Source organism: Alkalihalobacillus sp. NPDC127517 (genome assembly GCF_050276055.1).
Lineage (GTDB): Bacteria > Bacillota > Bacilli > Bacillales > Bacillaceae_D > Alkalicoccobacillus.
This window is the reverse complement of the sequence record NZ_JBNNQX010000002.1, coordinates 104,256-124,470: the sequence shown is the minus strand read 5'-3', so window position 1 is coordinate 124,470 and position 20,215 is coordinate 104,256. Positions and strand designations below refer to the sequence as shown.

20 protein-coding genes are annotated in these 20,215 nt (G+C 39.8%); 9 read left to right on the top strand and 11 right to left on the bottom strand.

Going from position 1 to position 20,215, the window contains the following annotated elements; all coding sequences use genetic code 11:
* Positions 1-51 precede the first annotated feature (51 nt).
* Genes phnC through phnE (ACQKKO_RS02535) form a run of 3 tightly spaced genes read left to right on the top strand, consistent with a single transcriptional unit; the run spans position 52 to position 2,398 of the window.
* Positions 52-822 carry a phosphonate ABC transporter ATP-binding protein gene (gene phnC, locus ACQKKO_RS02545; protein WP_369875556.1) on the top strand — a complete coding sequence of 257 codons (771 nt, stop codon included), beginning with the start codon at positions 52-54 and terminating at the stop codon, positions 820-822.
* A complete protein-coding gene (phnE, locus tag ACQKKO_RS02540; RefSeq protein ID WP_498644014.1) occupies positions 819-1,619 on the top strand; it encodes a phosphonate ABC transporter, permease protein PhnE in 801 nt (266 codons plus the stop codon). The genes phnC and phnE (ACQKKO_RS02540) overlap by 4 nt, the downstream gene beginning before the upstream one ends.
* A complete protein-coding gene (gene phnE / locus ACQKKO_RS02535; RefSeq protein ID WP_498644012.1) occupies positions 1,616-2,398 on the top strand; it encodes a phosphonate ABC transporter, permease protein PhnE in 783 nt (260 codons plus the stop codon). Before phnE (ACQKKO_RS02540) ends, phnE (ACQKKO_RS02535) begins: the two co-directional genes overlap by 4 nt.
* Positions 2,399-2,436: 38 nt before the next feature.
* On the opposite strand, the gene ACQKKO_RS02530 is transcribed toward phnE (ACQKKO_RS02535), so the two are convergent.
* Positions 2,437-4,014: a bifunctional metallophosphatase/5'-nucleotidase gene (locus ACQKKO_RS02530; protein ID WP_498644011.1), complete on the bottom strand. Its 1,578-nt coding sequence runs from the start codon at positions 4,012-4,014 to the stop codon at positions 2,437-2,439.
* A 12-nt stretch (positions 4,015-4,026) separates the two neighbouring features.
* Positions 4,027-6,321 (bottom strand): DEAD/DEAH box helicase, encoded by a 2,295-nt coding sequence (locus ACQKKO_RS02525; protein ID WP_498644009.1) that lies wholly within the window; start codon positions 6,319-6,321, stop codon positions 4,027-4,029.
* Positions 6,322-6,471: 150 nt separating this feature from the next.
* Here ACQKKO_RS02525 and pepF point away from each other — a divergent pair, with 150 nt between their 5' ends.
* Positions 6,472-8,277, top strand: coding sequence for an oligoendopeptidase F (gene pepF / locus ACQKKO_RS02520; protein WP_498644007.1), 1,806 nt, complete (start codon positions 6,472-6,474; stop codon positions 8,275-8,277).
* Positions 8,278-8,328: 51 nt separating this feature from the next.
* Here pepF and ACQKKO_RS02515 read toward each other — a convergent pair whose 3' ends face one another.
* From ACQKKO_RS02515 to ACQKKO_RS02505, 3 genes are read right to left on the bottom strand one after another with little or no spacing between them, the layout of a single operon-like run.
* Positions 8,329-8,925 carry a DJ-1/PfpI family protein gene (locus ACQKKO_RS02515; RefSeq protein WP_498644005.1) on the bottom strand — a complete coding sequence of 199 codons (597 nt, stop codon included), beginning with the start codon at positions 8,923-8,925 and terminating at the stop codon, positions 8,329-8,331.
* 15 nt (positions 8,926-8,940) lie between these two features.
* The gene (locus tag ACQKKO_RS02510; protein ID WP_498644003.1) at positions 8,941-9,477 is read right to left on the bottom strand and encodes a GNAT family N-acetyltransferase; all 537 of its coding nucleotides are present in this window, start codon (positions 9,475-9,477) and stop codon (positions 8,941-8,943) included.
* On the bottom strand, positions 9,474-10,289 hold the full coding sequence (locus tag ACQKKO_RS02505) for an ABC transporter ATP-binding protein (RefSeq protein ID WP_498644001.1): 816 nt from the start codon (positions 10,287-10,289) through the stop codon (positions 9,474-9,476). Before ACQKKO_RS02505 ends, ACQKKO_RS02510 begins: the two co-directional genes overlap by 4 nt.
* A 119-nt stretch (positions 10,290-10,408) precedes the next feature.
* Between ACQKKO_RS02505 and ACQKKO_RS02500 the strand changes: the two genes are divergently transcribed.
* Both ACQKKO_RS02500 and ACQKKO_RS02495 read left to right on the top strand, forming a co-directional pair.
* Positions 10,409-10,684 carry a hypothetical protein gene (locus ACQKKO_RS02500; protein ID WP_498643999.1) on the top strand — a complete coding sequence of 92 codons (276 nt, stop codon included), beginning with the start codon at positions 10,409-10,411 and terminating at the stop codon, positions 10,682-10,684.
* A 116-nt stretch (positions 10,685-10,800) separates the two neighbouring features.
* On the top strand, positions 10,801-12,135 hold the full coding sequence (locus ACQKKO_RS02495; protein WP_498643998.1) for an alkaline phosphatase: 1,335 nt from the start codon (positions 10,801-10,803) through the stop codon (positions 12,133-12,135).
* Positions 12,136-12,258: 123 nt separating this feature from the next.
* Here the strand turns inward: ACQKKO_RS02495 and ACQKKO_RS02490 are convergent, their stop codons facing one another.
* The 4 genes from ACQKKO_RS02490 to ACQKKO_RS02475 form a co-directional block, all read right to left on the bottom strand.
* Positions 12,259-12,966 carry a molybdopterin-binding domain-containing protein gene (locus tag ACQKKO_RS02490; protein ID WP_498643996.1) on the bottom strand — a complete coding sequence of 236 codons (708 nt, stop codon included), beginning with the start codon at positions 12,964-12,966 and terminating at the stop codon, positions 12,259-12,261.
* A 219-nt stretch (positions 12,967-13,185) separates the two neighbouring features.
* Positions 13,186-13,803, bottom strand: coding sequence for an alpha/beta hydrolase (locus ACQKKO_RS02485; protein WP_498643994.1), 618 nt, complete (start codon positions 13,801-13,803; stop codon positions 13,186-13,188).
* A 20-nt stretch (positions 13,804-13,823) separates the two neighbouring features.
* Positions 13,824-14,801, bottom strand: a complete 978-nt coding sequence (locus ACQKKO_RS02480; protein ID WP_498643993.1) for a ring-cleaving dioxygenase — start codon at positions 14,799-14,801, stop codon at positions 13,824-13,826.
* Positions 14,802-14,812: 11 nt separating this feature from the next.
* Entirely contained in the window at positions 14,813-15,253 is a 441-nt protein-coding gene (locus tag ACQKKO_RS02475; RefSeq protein ID WP_498643991.1) for a MarR family winged helix-turn-helix transcriptional regulator, read from the bottom strand.
* A gap of 107 nt (positions 15,254-15,360) precedes the next feature.
* Here ACQKKO_RS02475 and ACQKKO_RS02470 point away from each other — a divergent pair, with 107 nt between their 5' ends.
* The gene (locus tag ACQKKO_RS02470; protein ID WP_498643990.1) at positions 15,361-15,555 is read left to right on the top strand and encodes a hypothetical protein; all 195 of its coding nucleotides are present in this window, start codon (positions 15,361-15,363) and stop codon (positions 15,553-15,555) included.
* A 187-nt stretch (positions 15,556-15,742) separates the two neighbouring features.
* Complete coding sequence (locus tag ACQKKO_RS02465; RefSeq protein WP_203086826.1) at positions 15,743-15,943, top strand: cold-shock protein; 201 nt, start codon at positions 15,743-15,745, stop codon at positions 15,941-15,943.
* A gap of 97 nt (positions 15,944-16,040) precedes the next feature.
* On the opposite strand, the gene xylB is transcribed toward ACQKKO_RS02465, so the two are convergent.
* On the bottom strand, positions 16,041-17,537 hold the full coding sequence (xylB, locus tag ACQKKO_RS02460; protein WP_498643988.1) for a xylulokinase: 1,497 nt from the start codon (positions 17,535-17,537) through the stop codon (positions 16,041-16,043).
* A gap of 30 nt (positions 17,538-17,567) precedes the next feature.
* Entirely contained in the window at positions 17,568-18,902 is a 1,335-nt protein-coding gene (gene xylA / locus ACQKKO_RS02455) for a xylose isomerase (RefSeq protein ID WP_498643986.1), read from the bottom strand.
* A 126-nt stretch (positions 18,903-19,028) separates the two neighbouring features.
* Here xylA and ACQKKO_RS02450 point away from each other — a divergent pair, with 126 nt between their 5' ends.
* Positions 19,029-20,192, top strand: a complete 1,164-nt coding sequence (locus tag ACQKKO_RS02450) for an ROK family protein (RefSeq protein ID WP_498643984.1) — start codon at positions 19,029-19,031, stop codon at positions 20,190-20,192.
* Positions 20,193-20,215 lie beyond the last annotated feature (23 nt).

The following is a 20,215-nucleotide window of genomic DNA, read 5'->3' as shown; positions in this document are numbered from 1 at the left end:
ATGCGGAATCACCGGCCTTTTACGATTCCTAATAGAAGGTAGGATGTATCAATGATCGAATTTAAAAATGTTTCAAAAGTGTACCCAAATGGAACAAAAGGCCTTAATAATATGAATGTAACCATTGAAAAAGGCGAGTTCGTTGTGATTGTTGGTTTATCAGGTGCAGGAAAATCGACGATGCTCCGCTCCATTAACCGATTACATGAGATTTCTGAAGGTGAAATCTTGATCGATGGAGAGTCTATTACTAAAGCTAGAGGTAAGGGCTTATATCGAATTAGACGTGATATTGGTATGATCTTTCAAAACTTTAACTTAGTAAGAAGATCTTCTGTTTTTCGTAATGTTTTATCAGGGCGTGTTGGCTACCACTCTACTTTAAAAATGATTTTTGGTCTCTTCCCTAAGGAAGACAAAGATCTTGCAATGAAAGCATTAGAGCGTGTGAATATACCTGATAAAGCCTTCTCAAGAGCAGATGAACTATCTGGAGGACAACAGCAGCGTGTATCCATTGCGCGAGCCTTGGCCCAAGAAGCAAAAATTATTTTAGCGGACGAGCCTGTCGCTTCTCTTGATCCATTAACAACAAAGCAAGTGATGGATGACTTAAAACGTATTAATGAAGACTTAGGGATTACAACGATTGTTAATTTACACTTTATTGATTTAGCAAGAGCGTATGCAACACGTATTATTGGTTTAAGAGCTGGTGAGATTGTATTTGACGGACCGGTAGAAGAAGCAACGGACGAAGCCTTTGCTGAGATTTATGGTCGTCCAATTGACGATAAAGAAATGCTAGGTGTAAATGCATGAGTACATCTTCTCCAAAAACAAAATCTACTTTACCTTATCGGCAGAAAAAAACCAAACAAGCTTTCTCTGCCTTGCTTATAATAGCGATACTATGGTATAGCGGGTATAATGTTGGTTTCTCATTCTCAGATCTTCAAAAAGGTGCTCCAAATATGTGGGACCTCATAAAGGAGATGGTCCCTCCAGATTGGGCTTACTTTACTCGAATAACTGAACCAATTCTTGAAACCATTCGTATGGCCGTTCTTGGAACTACATTTGGTGCAATTCTTGCGATGCCACTTGCTCTTCTTGCGGCAAGAAATGTCTTAAAAACACCGTTTATCAATGTGCCTGCTCGTTGGTTACTTAATTTAATTCGTACCATTCCTGATTTATTACTTGCTGCGATCTTTGTTGCGATCTTTGGTATTGGTGCTTTTTCCGGTGTCCTTGCGTTAATTGGATTTTCACTTGGAATTATCGGTAAGCTGATCTATGAGTCTATTGAAGGAATTGACGAGGGTCCACTTGAAGCCATGCGCGCAGTAGGTGCGAACCAGGTTAAATTAGTGATGTTCGGAGTTATCCCTCAAGTCACAGCTCAATTTTTATCATTCAGCCTCTACTCATTTGAGGTAAATGTACGAGCGGCTGCTGTACTTGGTCTTGTAGGAGCAGGTGGAATTGGTTTGTATTATGATCAAGCACTTGGATTCTTTGATTATGCCAGGGTGTCAACTATTATTCTATATACCTTGATTGTTGTACTGATTATTGACTTTATCAGTACGTCCCTAAGGGAGAAATTATCATGAACCCACAAAAGAAAAAGATCTTTACACGATTTGTTGTTGTCATTATTCTCATGCTCATCTACATTTGGGCATTTGCCGGTTTACCTACGATTGAAGTAAAAGAAACGTCAGGCCAAATTGTTCGTGCGATTTTCGAAGGGTTATTTAGTCCTGATTGGGACTATGTATATGATCCTGCTGGTGAGGATTTATTGCGCAAACTCCTTGAAACATTAGCCATTGCGATTCTCGGAACATTTATTGCGGCTGTCTTTTGTATTCCACTTGCCTTTTTAGCCGCACGTAATATAGTAAAGTCTCGGGTAATTTCTCAATTCGGTAAGTTCGTCCTTAGCTTCATTCGTGTGTTCCCAGACATTATCTTCGCTTTAATCTTTATTAAGGCTGTGGGACCAGGTTCTTTCTCTGGGGTGTTAGCACTTGGAATCGGATCGATTGGGATGCTCGGAAAGCTATTTTCTGATGATGTGGAAAGTGTGAACTTAAGTACGACAGAAGCATTAATTGCAACTGGTGCCAACCCGATTAAAACCCTATGGTTCGCTGTTGTCCCGCAAATTTTACCAAGTTATTTGAATTTCGTTATGTATCGATTCGAAGTAAATATTCGTGCAGCCTCTATCCTTGGGATCATTGGTGCCGGAGGAATTGGTACACCTCTTATCTTTGCCTTACAAGTACGTGACTGGGAACGAGTCGGAATTATCTTACTAGGCATTATTGTAATGATTACCCTAGTTGACTTTATTTCAGGTAAAATACGAGCAAGGCTTGTTTAATCAAAAAAGCAGATCCTTCAAGCGGATCTGCTTTTTATTTATTTCCAAATGACTTTCCAGTTATGATTAACTTCAGAAGAAATGGTCTTATGCTTCAGAACGTATTGAATAATTAAATCCGTCATATCATCTTGCATTTCACGCACAACCGGCTTGTCCTTGAACATACTGTATTCCCCACCACCGCTTGCACGATAGTTGCTCATGACAACTTCATAGGTTTGATCACCTTTAATCGGTTTGCCGTTCGCTTCCTCTAATTGAACCACTCGTTCACCTTCTGGGTTCCTAAGGTCAATTGTGTAGGTTATCCCTTCCCACATATCGTAGTTATAGTGCTGAGGCTTCGGATAAAGAAAATCGGGATTGATCTCTGGTTCACCACTCGCTAACATGAAGTAATTTGCACTACGTTCAAGGGCTTCCTTCAAATCGTCTCCTGAAACCTCTAGTACCTTTAACGTATTAGGATAAATATAGTTAGACATCACATCTCGTATTGTTATCGTATCAGGAAAGCCTTTTGACGTGTTATCGAAAAGTGCTGTACTTGAAATCGCTGTTTGAGAGGCCTCCATTTGAACTTTATTAATAAATTCAATAAATGGATGCTCTTGTATACGGACGTGAAATGCGTCATCAATTCGCAGACTTCCCTCTACAAAACCAATTGGTTCATCAAGCCAGTCCTGTACTTCTTGTTCAATTTCTTTTGTAGCCTCTACAATTTCTGGATCAGCTTTTGTTTCTGACAGCTCCACTAATTCAGTGTGTATGTTTGTGATTGTCCAATGACCCTCTTGCTTTTCTAGTTGAATCGTCGCTTTTCCAACGGTTGAACCAAAGCTACCTGGCTGTAAAATGGGAACCTCTCCACACATACCTGTTAGAAGACGGTGCTGATGACCTGTTAACAGTAAATCAATTCCCTCTACTTCGTGACATAGAGCATAGCCTTGGTTTTCTCCTGTTTCCTTTTCCTCAGCTTCGCCAGTTACCGGATTTCGTTCGAAACCACCGTGATAAGAAATAATTAATACATCAGGTTGTTCATGTTCACGAATATATGGAACCCATTTGTTAGCTGTTTCTACGCAGTCTTCAAAAACAAGTCCTTCAATATGATTAGGATCCTCCCAGTTCGGGATGTATTGAGTTGTCAGACCTAACAAAGCGACCTTAGCTCCCTCAAATTCTTTTGCTAAGTAAGGTTTACCAAAGTAACATTCCCCGGTCTCTTTATTTAAGATATTAGCTGCAAGCCAAGGGAATGACGAATCGTTAACAGCTTGGTTTAAGGTATTCATTCCAAAATTGAATTCATGGTTGCCCATTATTGCTGCATCATAGCCTACCAAATTAGCTGCACGAATTAAAGGATGTTGTCGGCTAGTATCCTTTTTAGAAACATATGTTGTGAGAGGTGTACCTTGAATTAAATCGCCATTATCTATAACAAATAAATGTGGATGTTGCTCACGCTCTTTTTTTAGTAACGTGTTAATTTTCGCTAAACCAAGTGGGAGGTTGTCCTCTGTACGATATCTGTGAGGCATAATATGACCATGAACATCACTCGTTTCAAAAACATTAATTTGCAGGTTATTCATACTCATCTCTCCTGATTGTTAAGTAGTGGATTTAATAGGATCTGTTAACCATTCCTTCAGTAACTGCTTGACTAACTGTTTTTTGTTCAGTGGGTGAACTTGGTTCTCCGCTCCTACACAAGATGGACAACCTGATTGACACGAACATGATGAGATCAGTTCATCTACATGCTGTAAAACGGAATCAATCTTTTGGTAAATCTCTTTTGAGAGACCAATCCCTCCTGGGTAGCGATCGTAAATAAATACAGTGGGCTGCTCAGAGTGATCTGCTTTAATCTGCGGAACCACATGTATATCTGCACGGTCACACATCGCAAATACTGGGCACACAGCACCTAATACATGAGCAAGTCCCATAAGTCCTGCTTCAAGAGCCGCCTCACCATATTGAGTGACTAATGATGACGCAAAGCTAATCCACATCCCTTGAGAATGCAATTCTTCTTCAGGTAGGTGAATGGGTCCTGATCCGATGTTTTCAAATGTACTCATACGAATTTTTTTGAAAATGGTCGCTTTGGCGTTAACCATCACATCTCCAAGCGAAAGGCTTGTTGTATCATGTGACTTTCTATCGTCCTCTTCTAATACTGTTAACTTAACAGCAAGGTTGGCATCAGTATAGTATTCAACTGAAACCTCTCTTACAAAGGCTTTCCGCTCGTCCCAATCAAGATATTCAACCTGATACTGAACCCCTTGATGTAAGTAGATCGCTTCATCATGTAATAAAGTCATTGCACTAAAACGGTCCATCTCACCAATTACCGTATGATTCGTTACGTCACTTTGATCAATAATCACAACATTTTCCTGAGATGCAGAACGAAGACTAATTCCGTGCGCTGGAAACGCGTCATTCATCCAATACCACTTCTCGGCACGTTCATGCAGAACATGATGTTCTGCAAGGTATACTAAAATTTCTTCTATTTCAACGCCATCAAATGTTTCATTTTGTTTAAATGGAAGTTCATATGCCGCACACTTAAGGTGATCAATTAAAATCATTAAGTTGTCCGGATTTAACCTTGCAGATTCCGGAGATCGCTCAAAAAACGCTTCTGGATGACCAATGATATATTGATCGATTGGAGAGGAACCGGCCACCATAATAATAACTGATTCGTTTTGTCTTCTTCCAGCTCTGCCTGCCTGTTGCCATGCACTCGCAATGGAACCAGGGTAGCCTGTCATTACGCAAACTTGTAATTGACCAATATCTACTCCTAATTCCAAAGCATTTGTACTTACTACCCCTATAATTTCACCATTACGTAGGCCTTTTTCAATTTCTCTCCGCTGCTTAGGTAAGTACCCGCCTCGATAGCCTCTAATCGTATCAGGACCAAAGCGTTTTTTAATTAATTCTTGTAAGTGGCTCAAGATTACTTCAACACGCACCCTGCTGCGAGCAAATACGATCGTTTGAATACCATTTATTAAAAAACGTTTGGCAATCTCATTCACTTCAACTGTTGCGCTACGGCGAATATTTAAAGGTTCATTTACGATCGGAGGATTATAAAAGATAAAATGCTTTTTTCCTCTTGGCGCACCGTTATTATCAATCAAGCGCATTTGCTTTCCGGTTAACTCAGAAGCTAGTTCCTTAGGATTAGCAATCGTCGCAGATGTACAAATAAACGTTGGATTCGCTCCATAATAAGCAGCAATTCGTTTGAGTCGCCTAATCACATTCGCTACATGACTACCAAATACACCACGATACGTATGTAATTCATCAATAATTACATACTCTAAGTTCTCAAAAAAAGAAACCCACTTTGTATGATGAGGTAAAATAGCCGAATGAAGCATATCTGGGTTTGTTATGACAACATGTCCTGCTTTTCTGACTGCCTGTCTAATTGAAGGAGCGGTATCTCCATCATATGTAAAACAGCGAATAGGCACATCCATCTCTTCTATAAGTTCATTTATTTCACTCATTTGATCTTGAGCTAACGCTTTTGTTGGAAAGATATATAGCGCTCTGCTCTCCTGTTGTTCAGAGATCTTTTGTAATACAGGTAAATTATAACATAAGGTTTTACCTGAAGCCGTAGGTGTAACCGCTACAATGTTCTCACCTTTTCTGGTAGCTGCGTACGCAGCCTCCTGATGAGTATATAATTCTCCAATTCCTCTTCGTTGAAGTGCCTGTACAAGCTTTTCATTCATATCTAGTGGAAATGCCTTCGTTTTGGCTTCCACCGCTTCAAGTTCATGCCAGTGCACAATCTGTTCCCTAAAAGAAGGATTTTCTTTAAGGTCACGTACAATTTGCTGTAAACTTTCCTTAAACATACATGCACCCCTAATCATCTTCTTACTCTATTGTAGCGAATGTTTGTTTGTTTTACTATAGTCATAGCTAGAACTTTTCGCTAAACTTATGCGGTAAATTAGTGTATACTACATTTAATTCGCTTCACGAATAAAAGGAGGAATATATCGTTGAGTACATTAAAGCATCGTTCAGAGATTGATTATTCTGAAACATGGGATTTAACTGATCTTTTTGAAACAAGAGAGTCATGGGAGCAAGCCCTTCATTCATTAGCACCAGCGGTTGCAGGTGTGACTGGATTTGCTGGAAAGCTAGCAGAACGCTCTGAAAATCTTCTGAATTGCTTAGAAGCAAGAGAAGCTATTATGGAGCAGATTGTTTTGATCTCTACATACGCAAACCTAAAACTGTCTGTTGATGGCACAAATGCATCGGCTCAGGCAGATTATGCAGTAGCAACAGACATACTAGCAGATCTTTCTGCTTCCCTCTCATTTATCGAATCTGAAATAATGGCTATTCCCGACTCTACACTTACACAGTTTAGAGAGGAACAATCTGGTTTAGCTAAGTTCGATGTACTATTAAACACTGTTCTTTCAAAAAAACCATATGCACTTAATGCTGAAACAGAAAAAGTACTACAGGCGCTTTATCCGACTCTTTCTTCTCCATATGCGATCTATTCTGCTAGTAAGTCGGCTGATATGACCTTCCCTACATTTAAAGGAAAAGAAGGTGAAGAAAAATCTCTTTCCTTTGCCTTATTTGAGGATCAGTATGAATTATCACCAGATACCGACGAACGCAGAAATGCTTATCTTGCTTTTGATGAGACATTAGCAAGCTATGAAAATACTTACGCACAAACGTATGCAACAGAAGTAGGTAAACATGTAACACTTGCTAGACTTAGATCCTATGAGTCGGCAACGGAAATGTTGCTCCATGACCAAAAAGTAAGCGCAGAAATGTACACAAATCAGCTTAATATTATCTATAGTGAGTTAGCTCCTCATATGCAACGATTTGCGAAATTAAAAAAACGTGTACTCGGGTTAGATGAGTTAAAATTCTGTGACTTAAAAGCACCACTTGATCCAGATTTTCAACCTGAGACAACATATAAACAAGTATCTGACTTGATTCAAAAAGCACTAAAGGTAATGGGACCTGAATACTCAGATATGTTAGAAAAATCTTTAAATGAACGTTGGGTTGATCGTTCTAGTAACATCGGGAAACGAACGGGTGCATTCTGTTCTAGCCCATATGGCGCACACCCTTATATCTTAATGACTTGGACAGGAAATATGCGTGGCGCCTTCATGCTTGCTCATGAATTAGGTCATGCTGGTCACTTTTATCTAGCTAATCAGCATCAACCACTATCATCCGTACGACCTTCTCTTTATAACATTGAAGGACCATCTACGATGAATGAGTTGATACTAGGAAATCACTTATTAAATGAAACAAATGATCCACAAATGAAGCGTTGGGTTATTCTTCAGTTTCTAGGGACGTATTATCATAATTTTGTTACTCATCTGCTTGAAGGTGAATTCCAAAGACGAGTCTATGAATTAGCTGGAGCTGGTGAACCATTAACGGCTACTACCCTTCGCCTAACAAAAAATCAAGTACTTGAAGGATTCTGGGGTAATTCAGTTCAACTTGATGAAGGAGCAGGACGCACATGGATGAGGCAGCCTCACTATTATATGGGTCTATACCCTTACACGTATTCTGCAGGGTTAACTGCATCAACTGCTGCTTATAAGCAATTTGAAGAAGAAGGCCAGCCTGCAATTGATCGTTGGTTAGATATGTTAAAAGCCGGTGGAACGAAATCTCCTCTTGATCTATTTGCTGATGCAGGAGTAGATATGAGTAACCCGGAGACCATTCGAACAGCTGTAAACTATGTTGGCGACCTGATTACTCAACTCGAAGAAAGCTACGCAGAATAATATGAACATCAAAAAGGCGATCTCCATCTTTGGAGACTCGCCTTTTTTCATTTATAGGAGTATGTCATATTCCATTCGTTTTGCTGTTTCTCTTGCCGATTCAACGCCAACTATCTTCTTAACAAGATGAAAAGCCATGTTAATCCCTGCAGAGATACCAGCTGAGGTAATGAGTTCTCCCTCATCTACGAATTTCACATCACGTTTAACGTACACATCAGGGTAGTCCACTTCAAAGCGGTCAAGGCTCGCCCAATGTGTGGTTGCTGATCTACCGTTTAAAAGACCCGTCTCCGAAAGAAGAAACGCTCCCGTACAAACAGATGCAAGAATGCTGGTGCGTGTATACATCTCTTTAACCCAATTTAGAACCTGTTGATTATGGATCTCGATCTCTCTGGCACCATATCCGCCAGGTATAATAACAAGATCAGGATCCCCTTTCCACGTGTTAAAGCTGTAATCCGGTTGAACTGTTAAACCATTTCGGGCTCGGATAGCTTCTCCGGTTTCTGAGATTGTTTGTACATTGAAAAATGGCCGGTTGTTTTTTTGAGCTAACGATAAGACTTCAAAGGGACCAGCAAAATCTAACACTTCCACTTCATTAAACAGGAAAATAAGTACCGTTTGTGGGTTGTTTGTCAATTGTTATAACACTCCTTAGTGAGTCGGATTAATATAAGCATATATATAGTGATCTTCCCATTTCCCATGAACTCTTACGCTCTGTTTAGCTATTCCTTCCTTACTAAAACCAGATTTCTCAAGCACACGAATGGATGCATGATTCATTGTCATAACAGCCACTTCAAGGCGATGTAACTTCAAGTTTGTAAAAGCATATTCAGTAAGTAAGGTGCAAGCTTCTGTTGCATAACCTTTTCCATTTTCAGCTTGACTGACAGAATAACCGATCATCCCTCGCTGCAATGGGCCTCTATATAATTGAAAAAGGTCCACTACCCCTACAAGTTGATTGGTTTGCTTTGTACAAATCGCAAAGTGGTATTCAATTCCTTGCTTGGCAAGCTCATTAAATTGCGAAATCACATGCTCTTGAAAAGCTAACGTATAATAGTTCTGTGGTCGCTCCATCGAAAACCGTTCAAAAAAATGTTTATTCTGAATATGTAAAGCAAGCAAGTCTTCTGCATCGCTTTGTGTAAGCGGGCGTAGGCTTACGCGAGTTCCGCTCATTGTGTTTGTTCCTGTTTGGCGACTGTGCCAATTTGAATCCAAGGGCGTTCATCTCTCCAATTAACATATATCGGCATAGAGAAAGCATCCGATAATCGCTCATCCGTAAGCACGTTTTCTTTTTTGTCAGCTGCTACAATCTTCCCATCCTTTAAAAGCAGCACATGAGTAACGGATGGAATAATCTCTTCTGGATAATGAGTGACATATAATAGAGATGGACTATCTAGTTTGGTGTGAGTAGATTCGAGTTTTGAAAGAAAGTGTTCTCTAGCAGCCAAATCTAATCCACTTGTTGGCTCATCAACAATAACAATTTCAGGAGCTGACATTAGTGCCCGAGCAAAAAACGTCTTTTTTCGTTCTCCTTGCGAAAGGGTTCTAAGGGGTGAGCGAGTCACTTCTTTAAGCCCCATTTCATCAGCTAGCTTAAACGCTTGTTCAATCACTTCATCACCGACTGTTTCATGTAAGCCAACAGATGCGTATTTTCCACTAATTATGACATCCACACATGAAAGACCTTCGTAGTTACGATACTTCTCATCAAGCGATGCGCTCAGCCAGCCAATCCGTTTCCGAAGTTCATGTATAGCCGTGTGGCCAAATTGCTCACCTAACACCTCAATTGATCCTGTAGTAGCCCATTCATACCCAGTAATTAATTTAAGGAGGGAAGTCTTACCTGATCCGTTCGCCCCCAAAATCGCCCAATGCTCACCTTTATCTACGCGCCAATTAATCTGCTGGAGAATTGATTTTGATTGACGACGTAGGCTTACGGCATTTAATTCAATAACAACACTAGACATTGCTCTCCCTCCAATCATTTTCTTTTTTTTGTAGTATATCATAGGTATTTTTACTTTTTCCGGATAAGTCATTTCATTTTGAGCATACTACAAAAAAACACAAAAAAGGAGCGAGCAGGGTGATCACTACGTTCGTTCAAACTGCCGTTATTGACATTGAATTTTTTGCCCCTCTTCTTTGTTTACTTGGTCAATTATTAAATCGAATGGCTTATGTAAAGCTTCCGTTTCTTCCATCGTGGTGGCTTGAAGCAGGATTATTTTTATCAAAATGTATGACCTATCGTCAAAGCTCTGTATTAGGTATCTTAATGGGTGTTTGCTACGGGTTTGCAGTCATTGGAACGGTTTCTTCAGTGAAGCAAAGCTGGTTAAGCTTTCGACTTTTTTTGTAAACAAGAGCATCTGACCTTTACATTGGTTCAAAAGATGTTAACACCAATCAAATATGCTCTACATAACCTCCTGTTAGAATGAACTTGTACCCCATTCAAAAAGGAGGATTCTTTCATTGAAAAAGAAAATGAGTATGACACTTGCTGCTGCAACACTTATAACGGCTTCGATCTTTCCTTTGTACCATGCATATGCGTCAGATGCGGGTGAAGCTGACAACCCAAAGAACGATCATGTGAAAAATGCGATTTTTTTAATTCCTGATGGATTTTCTACAGCTTATGCAGATAGCTATCGTCTGTATAAAGAAGACGGGTTACCAGTTTGGGAGGAGCATCACATGCTTACCGGCATGATCTCTACTCACTCTGCTGATTCAATGATTACCGATTCCGCTGCCGCTGGAACAGCCTTTGCTACTGGAGTAAAAACAAATAATGGTGTTATTGGCTTTTCACCAGATGGAGAAAAACTTCAAACCATTGTTGATTTAGCCGGACAAGCAGGGAAGAAAAATGGATTGGTTGCAACATCAACGATTACTCATGCGACCCCTGCTGCCTTTGCAACAAGTGTAGATGGTCGTAACGATTATGAAGGAATCGCAAAGCAACTTGTTTCTCACGAGCATCTTGATGTCCTACTAGGTGGTGGACGAGAGCAATTTTTGGCTCCTGAACAAGGTGGCATTCGAGAAGATGGTGTAGATTTAATTCAGGAAGCTGAGCAGAATGGATTTACATACATGGAAACAAAACGGAACCTGCTTTCAATCGAACCAGATCCCTCCAAGAAATATATCGGACTTTTCGCTGATGAGGCTCTTGAGCCTGATTTTGGTCCGCTTCCCACTGAACCATCTCTCGCGCAGATGACATCGTTTGCGATTGAACATTTGTCCCAATCAGAAGATGGATTTTTCTTAATGGTTGAAGGAAGTCAGATTGACTGGGCTGGTCATGATAATGATGCTGCTTATGCAATGAAAGACTCCCAAGCATTTGAAGAAGCTGTAAAAATTGCGCTTGAGTTTGCAGAAAAGGATCAAGAAACGTTAATTGTGATGGCTGGTGACCACGATACTGGTGGTTTATCCATTCAGCCTAACGACGAATTCAACCCGTCAAATCTACAAAAAGTAAAGATGACTGGCGAAGACATGCTTTCATTAGTCGATCGGAGCTACTCTAATCTAGAAGATATCTTAACGGAACAAACCTCTATGAGCTTTACAACAGAGGAATTAGATCAAATTAAAAATTCTAAAGAGCCAAAGCTTGAAATTAACACATTAGTAAGTGAAAAGGCAGGAATGGCATGGACCAGTAACGACCATACGGCGATCGATGTCCCAATCTATGCATATGGACCAAAGGCCTCTCTCTTTAATGGACCTCTTGACAATACGGATGTGTTTCATGGCATTCGTCAGGCTTTACTAGGAGAATGAACACGAGAATCGAGTGGTATGTTTTCATTTTTCTGATAGACTGTGTTGATTCAAGAATTGATTTTCCCTTCTATGATCAATAATAAAAAAGCGAGCTTCCCAACGTGGAATGCTCGCCTTTTCTTATGATTTGATTTGTTCAGCAGCCTGCACTAATTCTTTGTAGCCAGATCGAGTTAATTTATAGGATTCGTCCATATAACTAGATTTCTCAAGAGATTGTAAACTCTCTCTAGAAAGCCTTGGGATCATACGTTGAATTTCATCATTTAACTCAGACAGTGTCCCGTTTTCAATGACTTCCGAGTCAAGTGAGGCAGCTATTTCTTTCATTGGGTTGTCTTTAACAAAGTACTTTTTAGTTCCTTCATACACCAATTGTAGTTTACTAGGAGCATGACCTAACTCTTCTCTTATTCGCGACGTCTCAGACGTTTTATAGGCCATTTTTTCCCGATACTCTGTTTTTTCATACTCTTCGATTGCTGATCGACTTAATAGCTCTTCAAACATTTGTGTCCGGTCTAGATCTAACTGCTGTAATTCTGTTTCTTTCTCTAGCAGTTCAGGCTGTGATAGCGGCGTTTCTTCTGCAGTAACTGATGTTTGGATGACTGTTCCCTTTTGCTGCAGGAGCACTTGAATTGCTGCAAGCTGTCGATAAATCAGGATACCACCAGTTATTAATGCAGTTAGCACAACGACTCTGTACCATACATCTTGAAAAATAGCTAAATAAATAACAGCTAATGTTATAATTCCAATGACACTAAACAAGATCCAATTTTTCCGCTTGGACAATTGCTCTTCGTTTTCGTTTGTTTCTCGCATAATAGACCCTCTTTTCTAGCACAAAATAAGTCTTTGAAGCCCCTTAATACTATAAATCCTTTTAAAGAAAGTCAACTATTTTCAGGAATTTCGCACGTTCTTACACAGATATAAAGAGGAATATACAAACCAGTCAAAAAACTACGATCAGGCAAACAACGTTTGTTTTATAAAATAAAAAGAGCAAATGACTCAGTCGAGAATCATTTACTCCTCTTTTTATGATTTACTAAAGGAATCAAACCATTTTTTAGCTTCTTCAATCTCTTCTCGTCTTAACTCATGTCCACCTTCAGTCCAAAACTCTGTAACATTGGCTCCGGCTTCTTGTAATGTAGAAATGAGCTTCTCAGATTCTATCGCAGGGATCATTTGATCTTTCTTCCCCGAGCTTATGAACACTGATGCATCAATCTCTGAACTAAGTTGAACAGCTTCCTGAGGTTGCATAGCATGAAGCAAAATCGCACCTGAAAGCGCGTTTGGGATCGTATATAATACATTTGCTGCAATGTTTGCACCGTTTGAGTAGCCTATTGCAACTGTGCGTTCAGCATCAAATTGATAGATCTTGGCAGCATCTTTGATAAATGAATGCAGGTCTTCTGTTCTTATTGCTAAATCTTCTTTATCAAATACACCCATAGCAAGTCGTTTGAAGAATCGATTCATTCCATTTTCAGAGACGTTTCCACGGACACTTAAAACGGACGCATCTGGTGCAATCATCTCTGCAATTGGAAGTAAGTCCTTTTCATCTCCACCCGTACCATGTAGGAGGATGAGCGTTGGTAGGCTTGGATTGTTTCCTTTATTAAAAACATGTTCATGATGCATAAGATCAAACTCCTCTCTAATTAGGCTTTTGTATTAAGCGGTTTAATGGTTGCTTCGATTTTTTCACGTTGGTTTTCAAGGTAAGGAGGCAAAGCAAGATTCTCGCCTAATGTTTCAAATGGTTCATCCCCTTCAAATCCTGGACCATCCGTTGCAAGCTCAAATAAGATACCATTTGGTTCACGGAAGTATAAGCTACGGAAATAATATCTTTCGACAAAGCCTGAGTTCGGTAAACCGGATGCACTAATGTGCTCAACCCATTTATTTAACTCATCTTGGTTTTCCACACGGAAAGCTACATGGTGAACACTTCCTCTTCCAGGTCGTTCACGTTGAAGGTCATTTCGTTCTAACAAATGGATCTCTGCTCCTGTTCCGCCTTCTCCCGTTTCAAATACTCGAATAGCAGGATTGGTTCCTTTTTCTTCATACGTACGAACTTCGCGGAATCCCATAACGTCAACTAAAATTCTTGCAGTTACATCTGGACGACTGACCGTTAATCGGACTGGTCCAAGTCCAACGACTCCTTGTTGAACTGGAACTGGACTCTTATCCCAAGGTTTTCCTCCTGCTACTCCTTCATTATGCTCATCCGAAACAAATTGCAGGCGCTGGCCTTCAAAGTCACGGAAAGCTAATGTTTTGCGACCAGATTCCTCATTAATGCCTTCGTGTTCTACATCAAACTGTTCAAGGCGACCTACCCAATATTCAAGCGCTTGGTCTGTCGCAACTCGCAAAGAGGTCATACTAATACTGTTTGTACCTTCATACGTTGTCCCTGCATGTGGAATCTCAAAAAAGGTTAAGTCTGTACCTGGATTTCCGCGTTCATCTGCATAAAACAGATGATAAACAGATGTATCATCTTGGTTGACTGTTTTCTTAACTAATCTCATCCCTAAAATGTCTGTATAAAAGTGAAGATTTTCTTTTGCGTTTGCAGTAATGGCTGATACATGGTGAATTCCTTTTAGTGGCAAGATGTTCATGTGTATTCCTCCTAGTTTTTGTGGGATTCAATCCCTTTTTGAAGTTTCTTAAGTAATGTATTAAGTTGTTTCTGTTCATCTGAGGTTAATGGATTAAATAATGACGACTGAAAGGCTGATTGATCAGGACGTGCTTCATTCATTAAAGCTTCTCCCGCATCAGTTAAAGAGATTCGCTTAATCCGCCATTCTTGTTCTCGTTTAATTAAATTCCGTTGTTCAAGCTTAGCAAGCATTTGCGTAATACTACCTTTTGTGACAAGAAGCTTTCCCGCCAGGTCCATTTGTGATATTGGTTGATTAGCTTGCGTTTGCACAAGGAGATCAAACTGACTAATCGTAAGATCGAACTGGCCAACGTTCGTATTAGATAACCGGTTACTCTGATGATAAAACCGTGCTAGTCGAAACCATAAAAGTAAGCTAAGACGCTCTCCACTTGATTGATCCATTGGAACGTCCCCCTTTCTTAGTATCAGTTTAGCACTAAACTGATAAAAGTCAACAACATGTTTTGATTATTATATTTAGGTTATTGAATATGTAGGGAGGGATAATAATGGCTAATAAAAAGAATCAAGAGCATATGAAAGAAAAGATCGATCAAGATAAATTTAAGAATGATAAAGACGAACAGAGTCACCATGACCAGTCTTCTATGCCCGTTGATGAATTGCCCTTAGAAGAAATTTCTCATGAAGAAAAGGAACAGCGTAAGCCTGAAAAAACGAAAGATGATTCATCTAGTGAATAAATTGGTCACACTAAATTTTAGTCATGTTTTATAGATAATAACTTGCGTTCTTCTGTAGCATATGCTATTCTTTATCTATGCTACTTATTGTTTTATTAACGTGGATAGACGGAATACCTTATGTTGTTTCCTCTTGAAGCTTGATGGTTAACGTAAATAGTAATTCATTTACAAGGAGGAAACACACATGTTAGAAGGTACAGTAAAATGGTTTAATGCAGAAAAAGGTTTTGGTTTCATCGAGCGCGAAGATGGTGACGATGTATTCGTACATTTCTCAGCTATCCAAAGCGAAGGCTTCAAGACTCTTGAAGAAGGTCAAGCAGTTCGTTTTGATATCGTAGAAGGTAACCGTGGCGAGCAAGCAGCTAACGTTGAAAAAGCATAATTAACCAACCCCCTCTCTGAGGGGGTTTTTATTTTTTCTCAAAAAAGAAGAAGCCGTCCTACTAAATGTTTGGATAGCTTCTTCTTTTTAATACATATTATCTGTAAGCAGCAAGTGATTCGTTCAAATGTTTCGTTTGATCGTATACTTGTCGATAAAGACGATATAATTTATCGTATTGTTGCACCTGAGTCTGATTAGGCTCATACACAGTCTCTTCTTTAATAAACAAAGCCGCACACTCATCTAAGCTCTTAAACCAACCTACTCCATAAGCCGCAAGCATGGCTGCTCCCATCCCTGGACCTTGGTCGTTCGCCTGCTTTACAACGGGCACATTAAAGACATCTGCCTGCATTTGTAACCAAACCTTACTTTTAGCTCCTCCACCGATTGAAACGATCCGACGAACAGGCGTACCCTGCTCTCTAAACAATTCTAAAGAATCCCTTAAAGAGAACGTGATCCCTTCAAGAACCGCTCGCACAAAATCTGCACGAGTATGAGTTGAGCTAACACCGATAAAGCTTGCACGTATTGCTGAATCCGCATGGGGTGTGCGCTCTCCTGTTAAATACGGCGTAAAGAGTAACCCATTCGCACCAGGCTTTCGTGCTCCCGCTTCATTTATAATTTGATCAAAAGGAAGATCAGGTGCAAATGTCTGCTTAAACCAGCTTAAGCTATAACCAGCAGACAACGTCACACCCATTTTATAAAAGGCATCTGGTTTGGCATGGTGGAAAAAATGAGCCCCTCCATCTACCTGCACATCCTTCGTATCCTCAAATGCCAGAACCACACCTGATGTTCCAATACTCACTAACGTGTCTTTTTCAGATAGAATACCTGCTCCAACGGCACCGCATGCGTTATCTGCGCCGCCAGCAAATACATTTGTTTTTAAAGATAAGCCTGTTTGCTTGGCAATCTCATTTGTAAGCTGACCAACTGACGCGTGAGAATCAACGAGAGGGGGACAGATATCCATGTCGATCCCAACCTTATCGCAAATTTCTTTGCTCCAACATTGGTTTTTGATATCAAGTAATAAAGTACCTCCTGCATCTGAATATTCACTATGCAGCTTTCCAGTTAAAGCAAATCTGAGATAATCCTTTGGTAATAAAAACTTCGCTGTTTTTGAGAAAATCTCTGGTTCATTCTTTTTAACCCAGAGAATCTTAGGTAGAGTAAATCCTTCAAGAGTTGGATTTCTAGTAATCTCTAATAACGCACCCTCACCAACAAGCTTCTCGATCTCCCTACATTCACTGGTTGTTCGTGTGTCATTCCACAAAATAGCTGGTCTTAGTACCTTATTAGATGTATCAAGTAGAACCAATCCATGCATTTGACCCGAGAAACTGATTCCTTCAATTTGTTCAGAGTCACCATTAAATTGTTTCACCAATTCTGTTAAGCCTTCAATGGTTTGAATAATCCACTGCGCTGGATCCTGCTCACTATAGCCTGATTTCTCTTGGATCAAAGGATAAGGTTTACTAACTTCTATCTCTACTTCCCCTGTTTTAGAAACAAGTAGAAGTTTAACAGCACTTGTTCCTGAGTCAATCCCAATCACATGTGACATGTTATACTTCCACCTCCATTTTTTCTATCATTACTTCTGAGCCATTGAATGCATCGTCTCAAGTAAATATTGATTAATAATGCCTTTTAGCTTTTCTTGCTTACCAGAACGAGGTCTAATTTCTGTTAAGCCAAGCGCATGCTCCTCTAACTGTCGCAAGCTACTTCTACCTTCTACAATGTCTAGACCAATTCCTTCCTTAAAGCTTGAATAACGGTTTTCAACAAAGTCATCAAGCACTCGGTCTTCAATTAGCTTTGCTGCAACCTTTAACCCAACGGCAAAGCTGTCCATTCCAGCGACATGTGCTTCAAATAAATCAATAGGTTCGAATGAAGTTCGACGTACCTTGGCGTCAAAGTTTAATCCCCCAGTTCCTAACCCACCATTCTTTAAAATTTCATACATGGCAAGTGTGCTTGAATAAAGGTCTGTAGGAAACTCATCAGTATCCCAACCTAGTAAAGGATCACCTTGGTTCGCATCAACTGATCCAAGCATCCCATGGATTCGAGCTGTTCGTAGCTCGTGCTCAAATGTATGACCGGCAAGAGTGGCATGATTTGCTTCAATATTAAATTTAAAGTGATCATTTAATCCATACGTCTGCAAGAATGCGAGACTTGTTGCGACATCAAAATCATATTGGTGTTTAGTAGGTTCTTTTGGCTTAGGTTCAATTAAGAATTGACCTGTATATCCAATTTCCTTTGCATAATCAATCGCCATGTGGAAAAAGCGAGCCATGTTATCCTGTTCTAATTTTAAATCAGTATTCAGGAGTGACTCATAACCTTCACGCCCTCCCCAGAATACGTAATTTTCAGATCCAAGCTCCTTACCCATTTCCAGCCCCTTTTTCACTTGAGCGGCTGCATACGCAAATGAATCGGCAAGATTTGATGTGGCTGCTCCGTGTACATATCTAGGGTGGTTAAACAAATTAGCTGTATTCCATAATAATTTGGTTTTACTCGTTTTTGAATAGTCTTTAATCATTGCGGTGATGACATCAAGATTTTGGTTTGATTCTCTTAATGATGAACCCGGCGGTGCAATATCAATATCATGGAAACAAAAGTAAGGAACATTTAGCTTCTCAAATAACTCAAATGCAGCTTCTACGCGAGCCTTTGCTAGATCCATTCCTCTAAAATGGAGCCACGGTCTTTCCATTACTGCTGCACCAAATGGATCTTCACCACCTGCTGTAAATGTATGCCAATAAGCAACAGAGAACCGAAGAATCTCTTCCATTGTCTGACCATTTACTTGTTCGCTTGGATTGTAGTACTTAAACGCAAGTGAATTCTTTGAACTTGGGCCTTCATATTGGATAGACTGTACATCTTTGAATACTGTCATCAATCAACACACCCTTATCTTCATTTTTTGTTAGCGTTTTCATTATAAGGTGAGTATAACAGCTTGCTTTCACTTTGTCTATTGAATAAACTAAGTGAATACAGTCTATATTCAAAGGAGATCCAAATGGTCGCACCTTTTAATCAAACAACCATCAAAAAGGAAAATAAACAGTTAGTTCTTCAATTCATAAGACAACATGAACCCGTTTCCAGAGCAAGGATTGCTCAAGTTACGGGACTAAATAAAGGAACCATCTCATCTCTAGTGGCGGAATTAATGAGTGAAAACCTTCTTCTTGAAGTTGGTCCAGGAGAATCAAGTGGCGGAAGAAAGCCTGTTTTACTTCAAGTTAACAAACATGCTGGCTACTCTATCGGGATTGATTTAGGTGTACAACATATACTCGGAACGTTAACAAACTTAAATGGAGAACAAATTGTATTAGACAGGCAACCGCTTGCGCAAACTTCTCACCCTTATGTAATTGGTGTGATCCGATCAATGATTCGCTCCTTGATTTGCAAAATCCCCGAATCAACATATGGTTTGATTGGAATGGCCATCGGTGTCCCGGCAATCGTTTCAATAAAAGGCGAACTCATTCATGCGCCAAACTTAAACTGGAAACAGATTGACTTAAAAAAAGACCTGAGTGAATTTAACGTACCCATCTGGATAGATAACGAAGCGAATTTTGGAGCGCTTGGCCAACAATCAGTTGAGCTAGTTGGAACATCTCATTCATCTCTTTATATAAGTGCAGGCATCGGTATAGGAGCCGGATTAATCTTAAACGGTCAATTGTACAAAGGCACACATGGGTTTGCTGGAGAGGTTGGTCATATGTCTGTTGATTTGAATGGTCCATTGTGTAGATGCGGCAATTACGGCTGTTGGGAGATGTTTGCCTCAGAACAAGCATTGCTATCTTTTACAGGTTCTAAACAAACTCTTGAAGAGCTCATCTCTTTAGCAAGAACTGGAGATCCAAAAACAATGGCAGCATTTAAAAATGTGGCCACTTATTTAGGTATTGGAATTGTTTCACTCATCCATATCTTCAGTCCGGATCAAATTATTATCGGTAACCGATTAGCAATGGCCTCAGACTTTCTACTAAAAGATGTACAAAAAACAATTTCTAACCGATTAGCTACGGATCAGCAAAGAATCCCTATACTATTTTCTACGTCACATGCAAGTGCAACTGCTCTTGGAGCTACTTCATTTGCAATTGAGCAGTTTTTCCAAAACGACTCTACACATAAAAGTACCGACTTAACGTAAATGTTAAGTCGGTACTTTTCTAT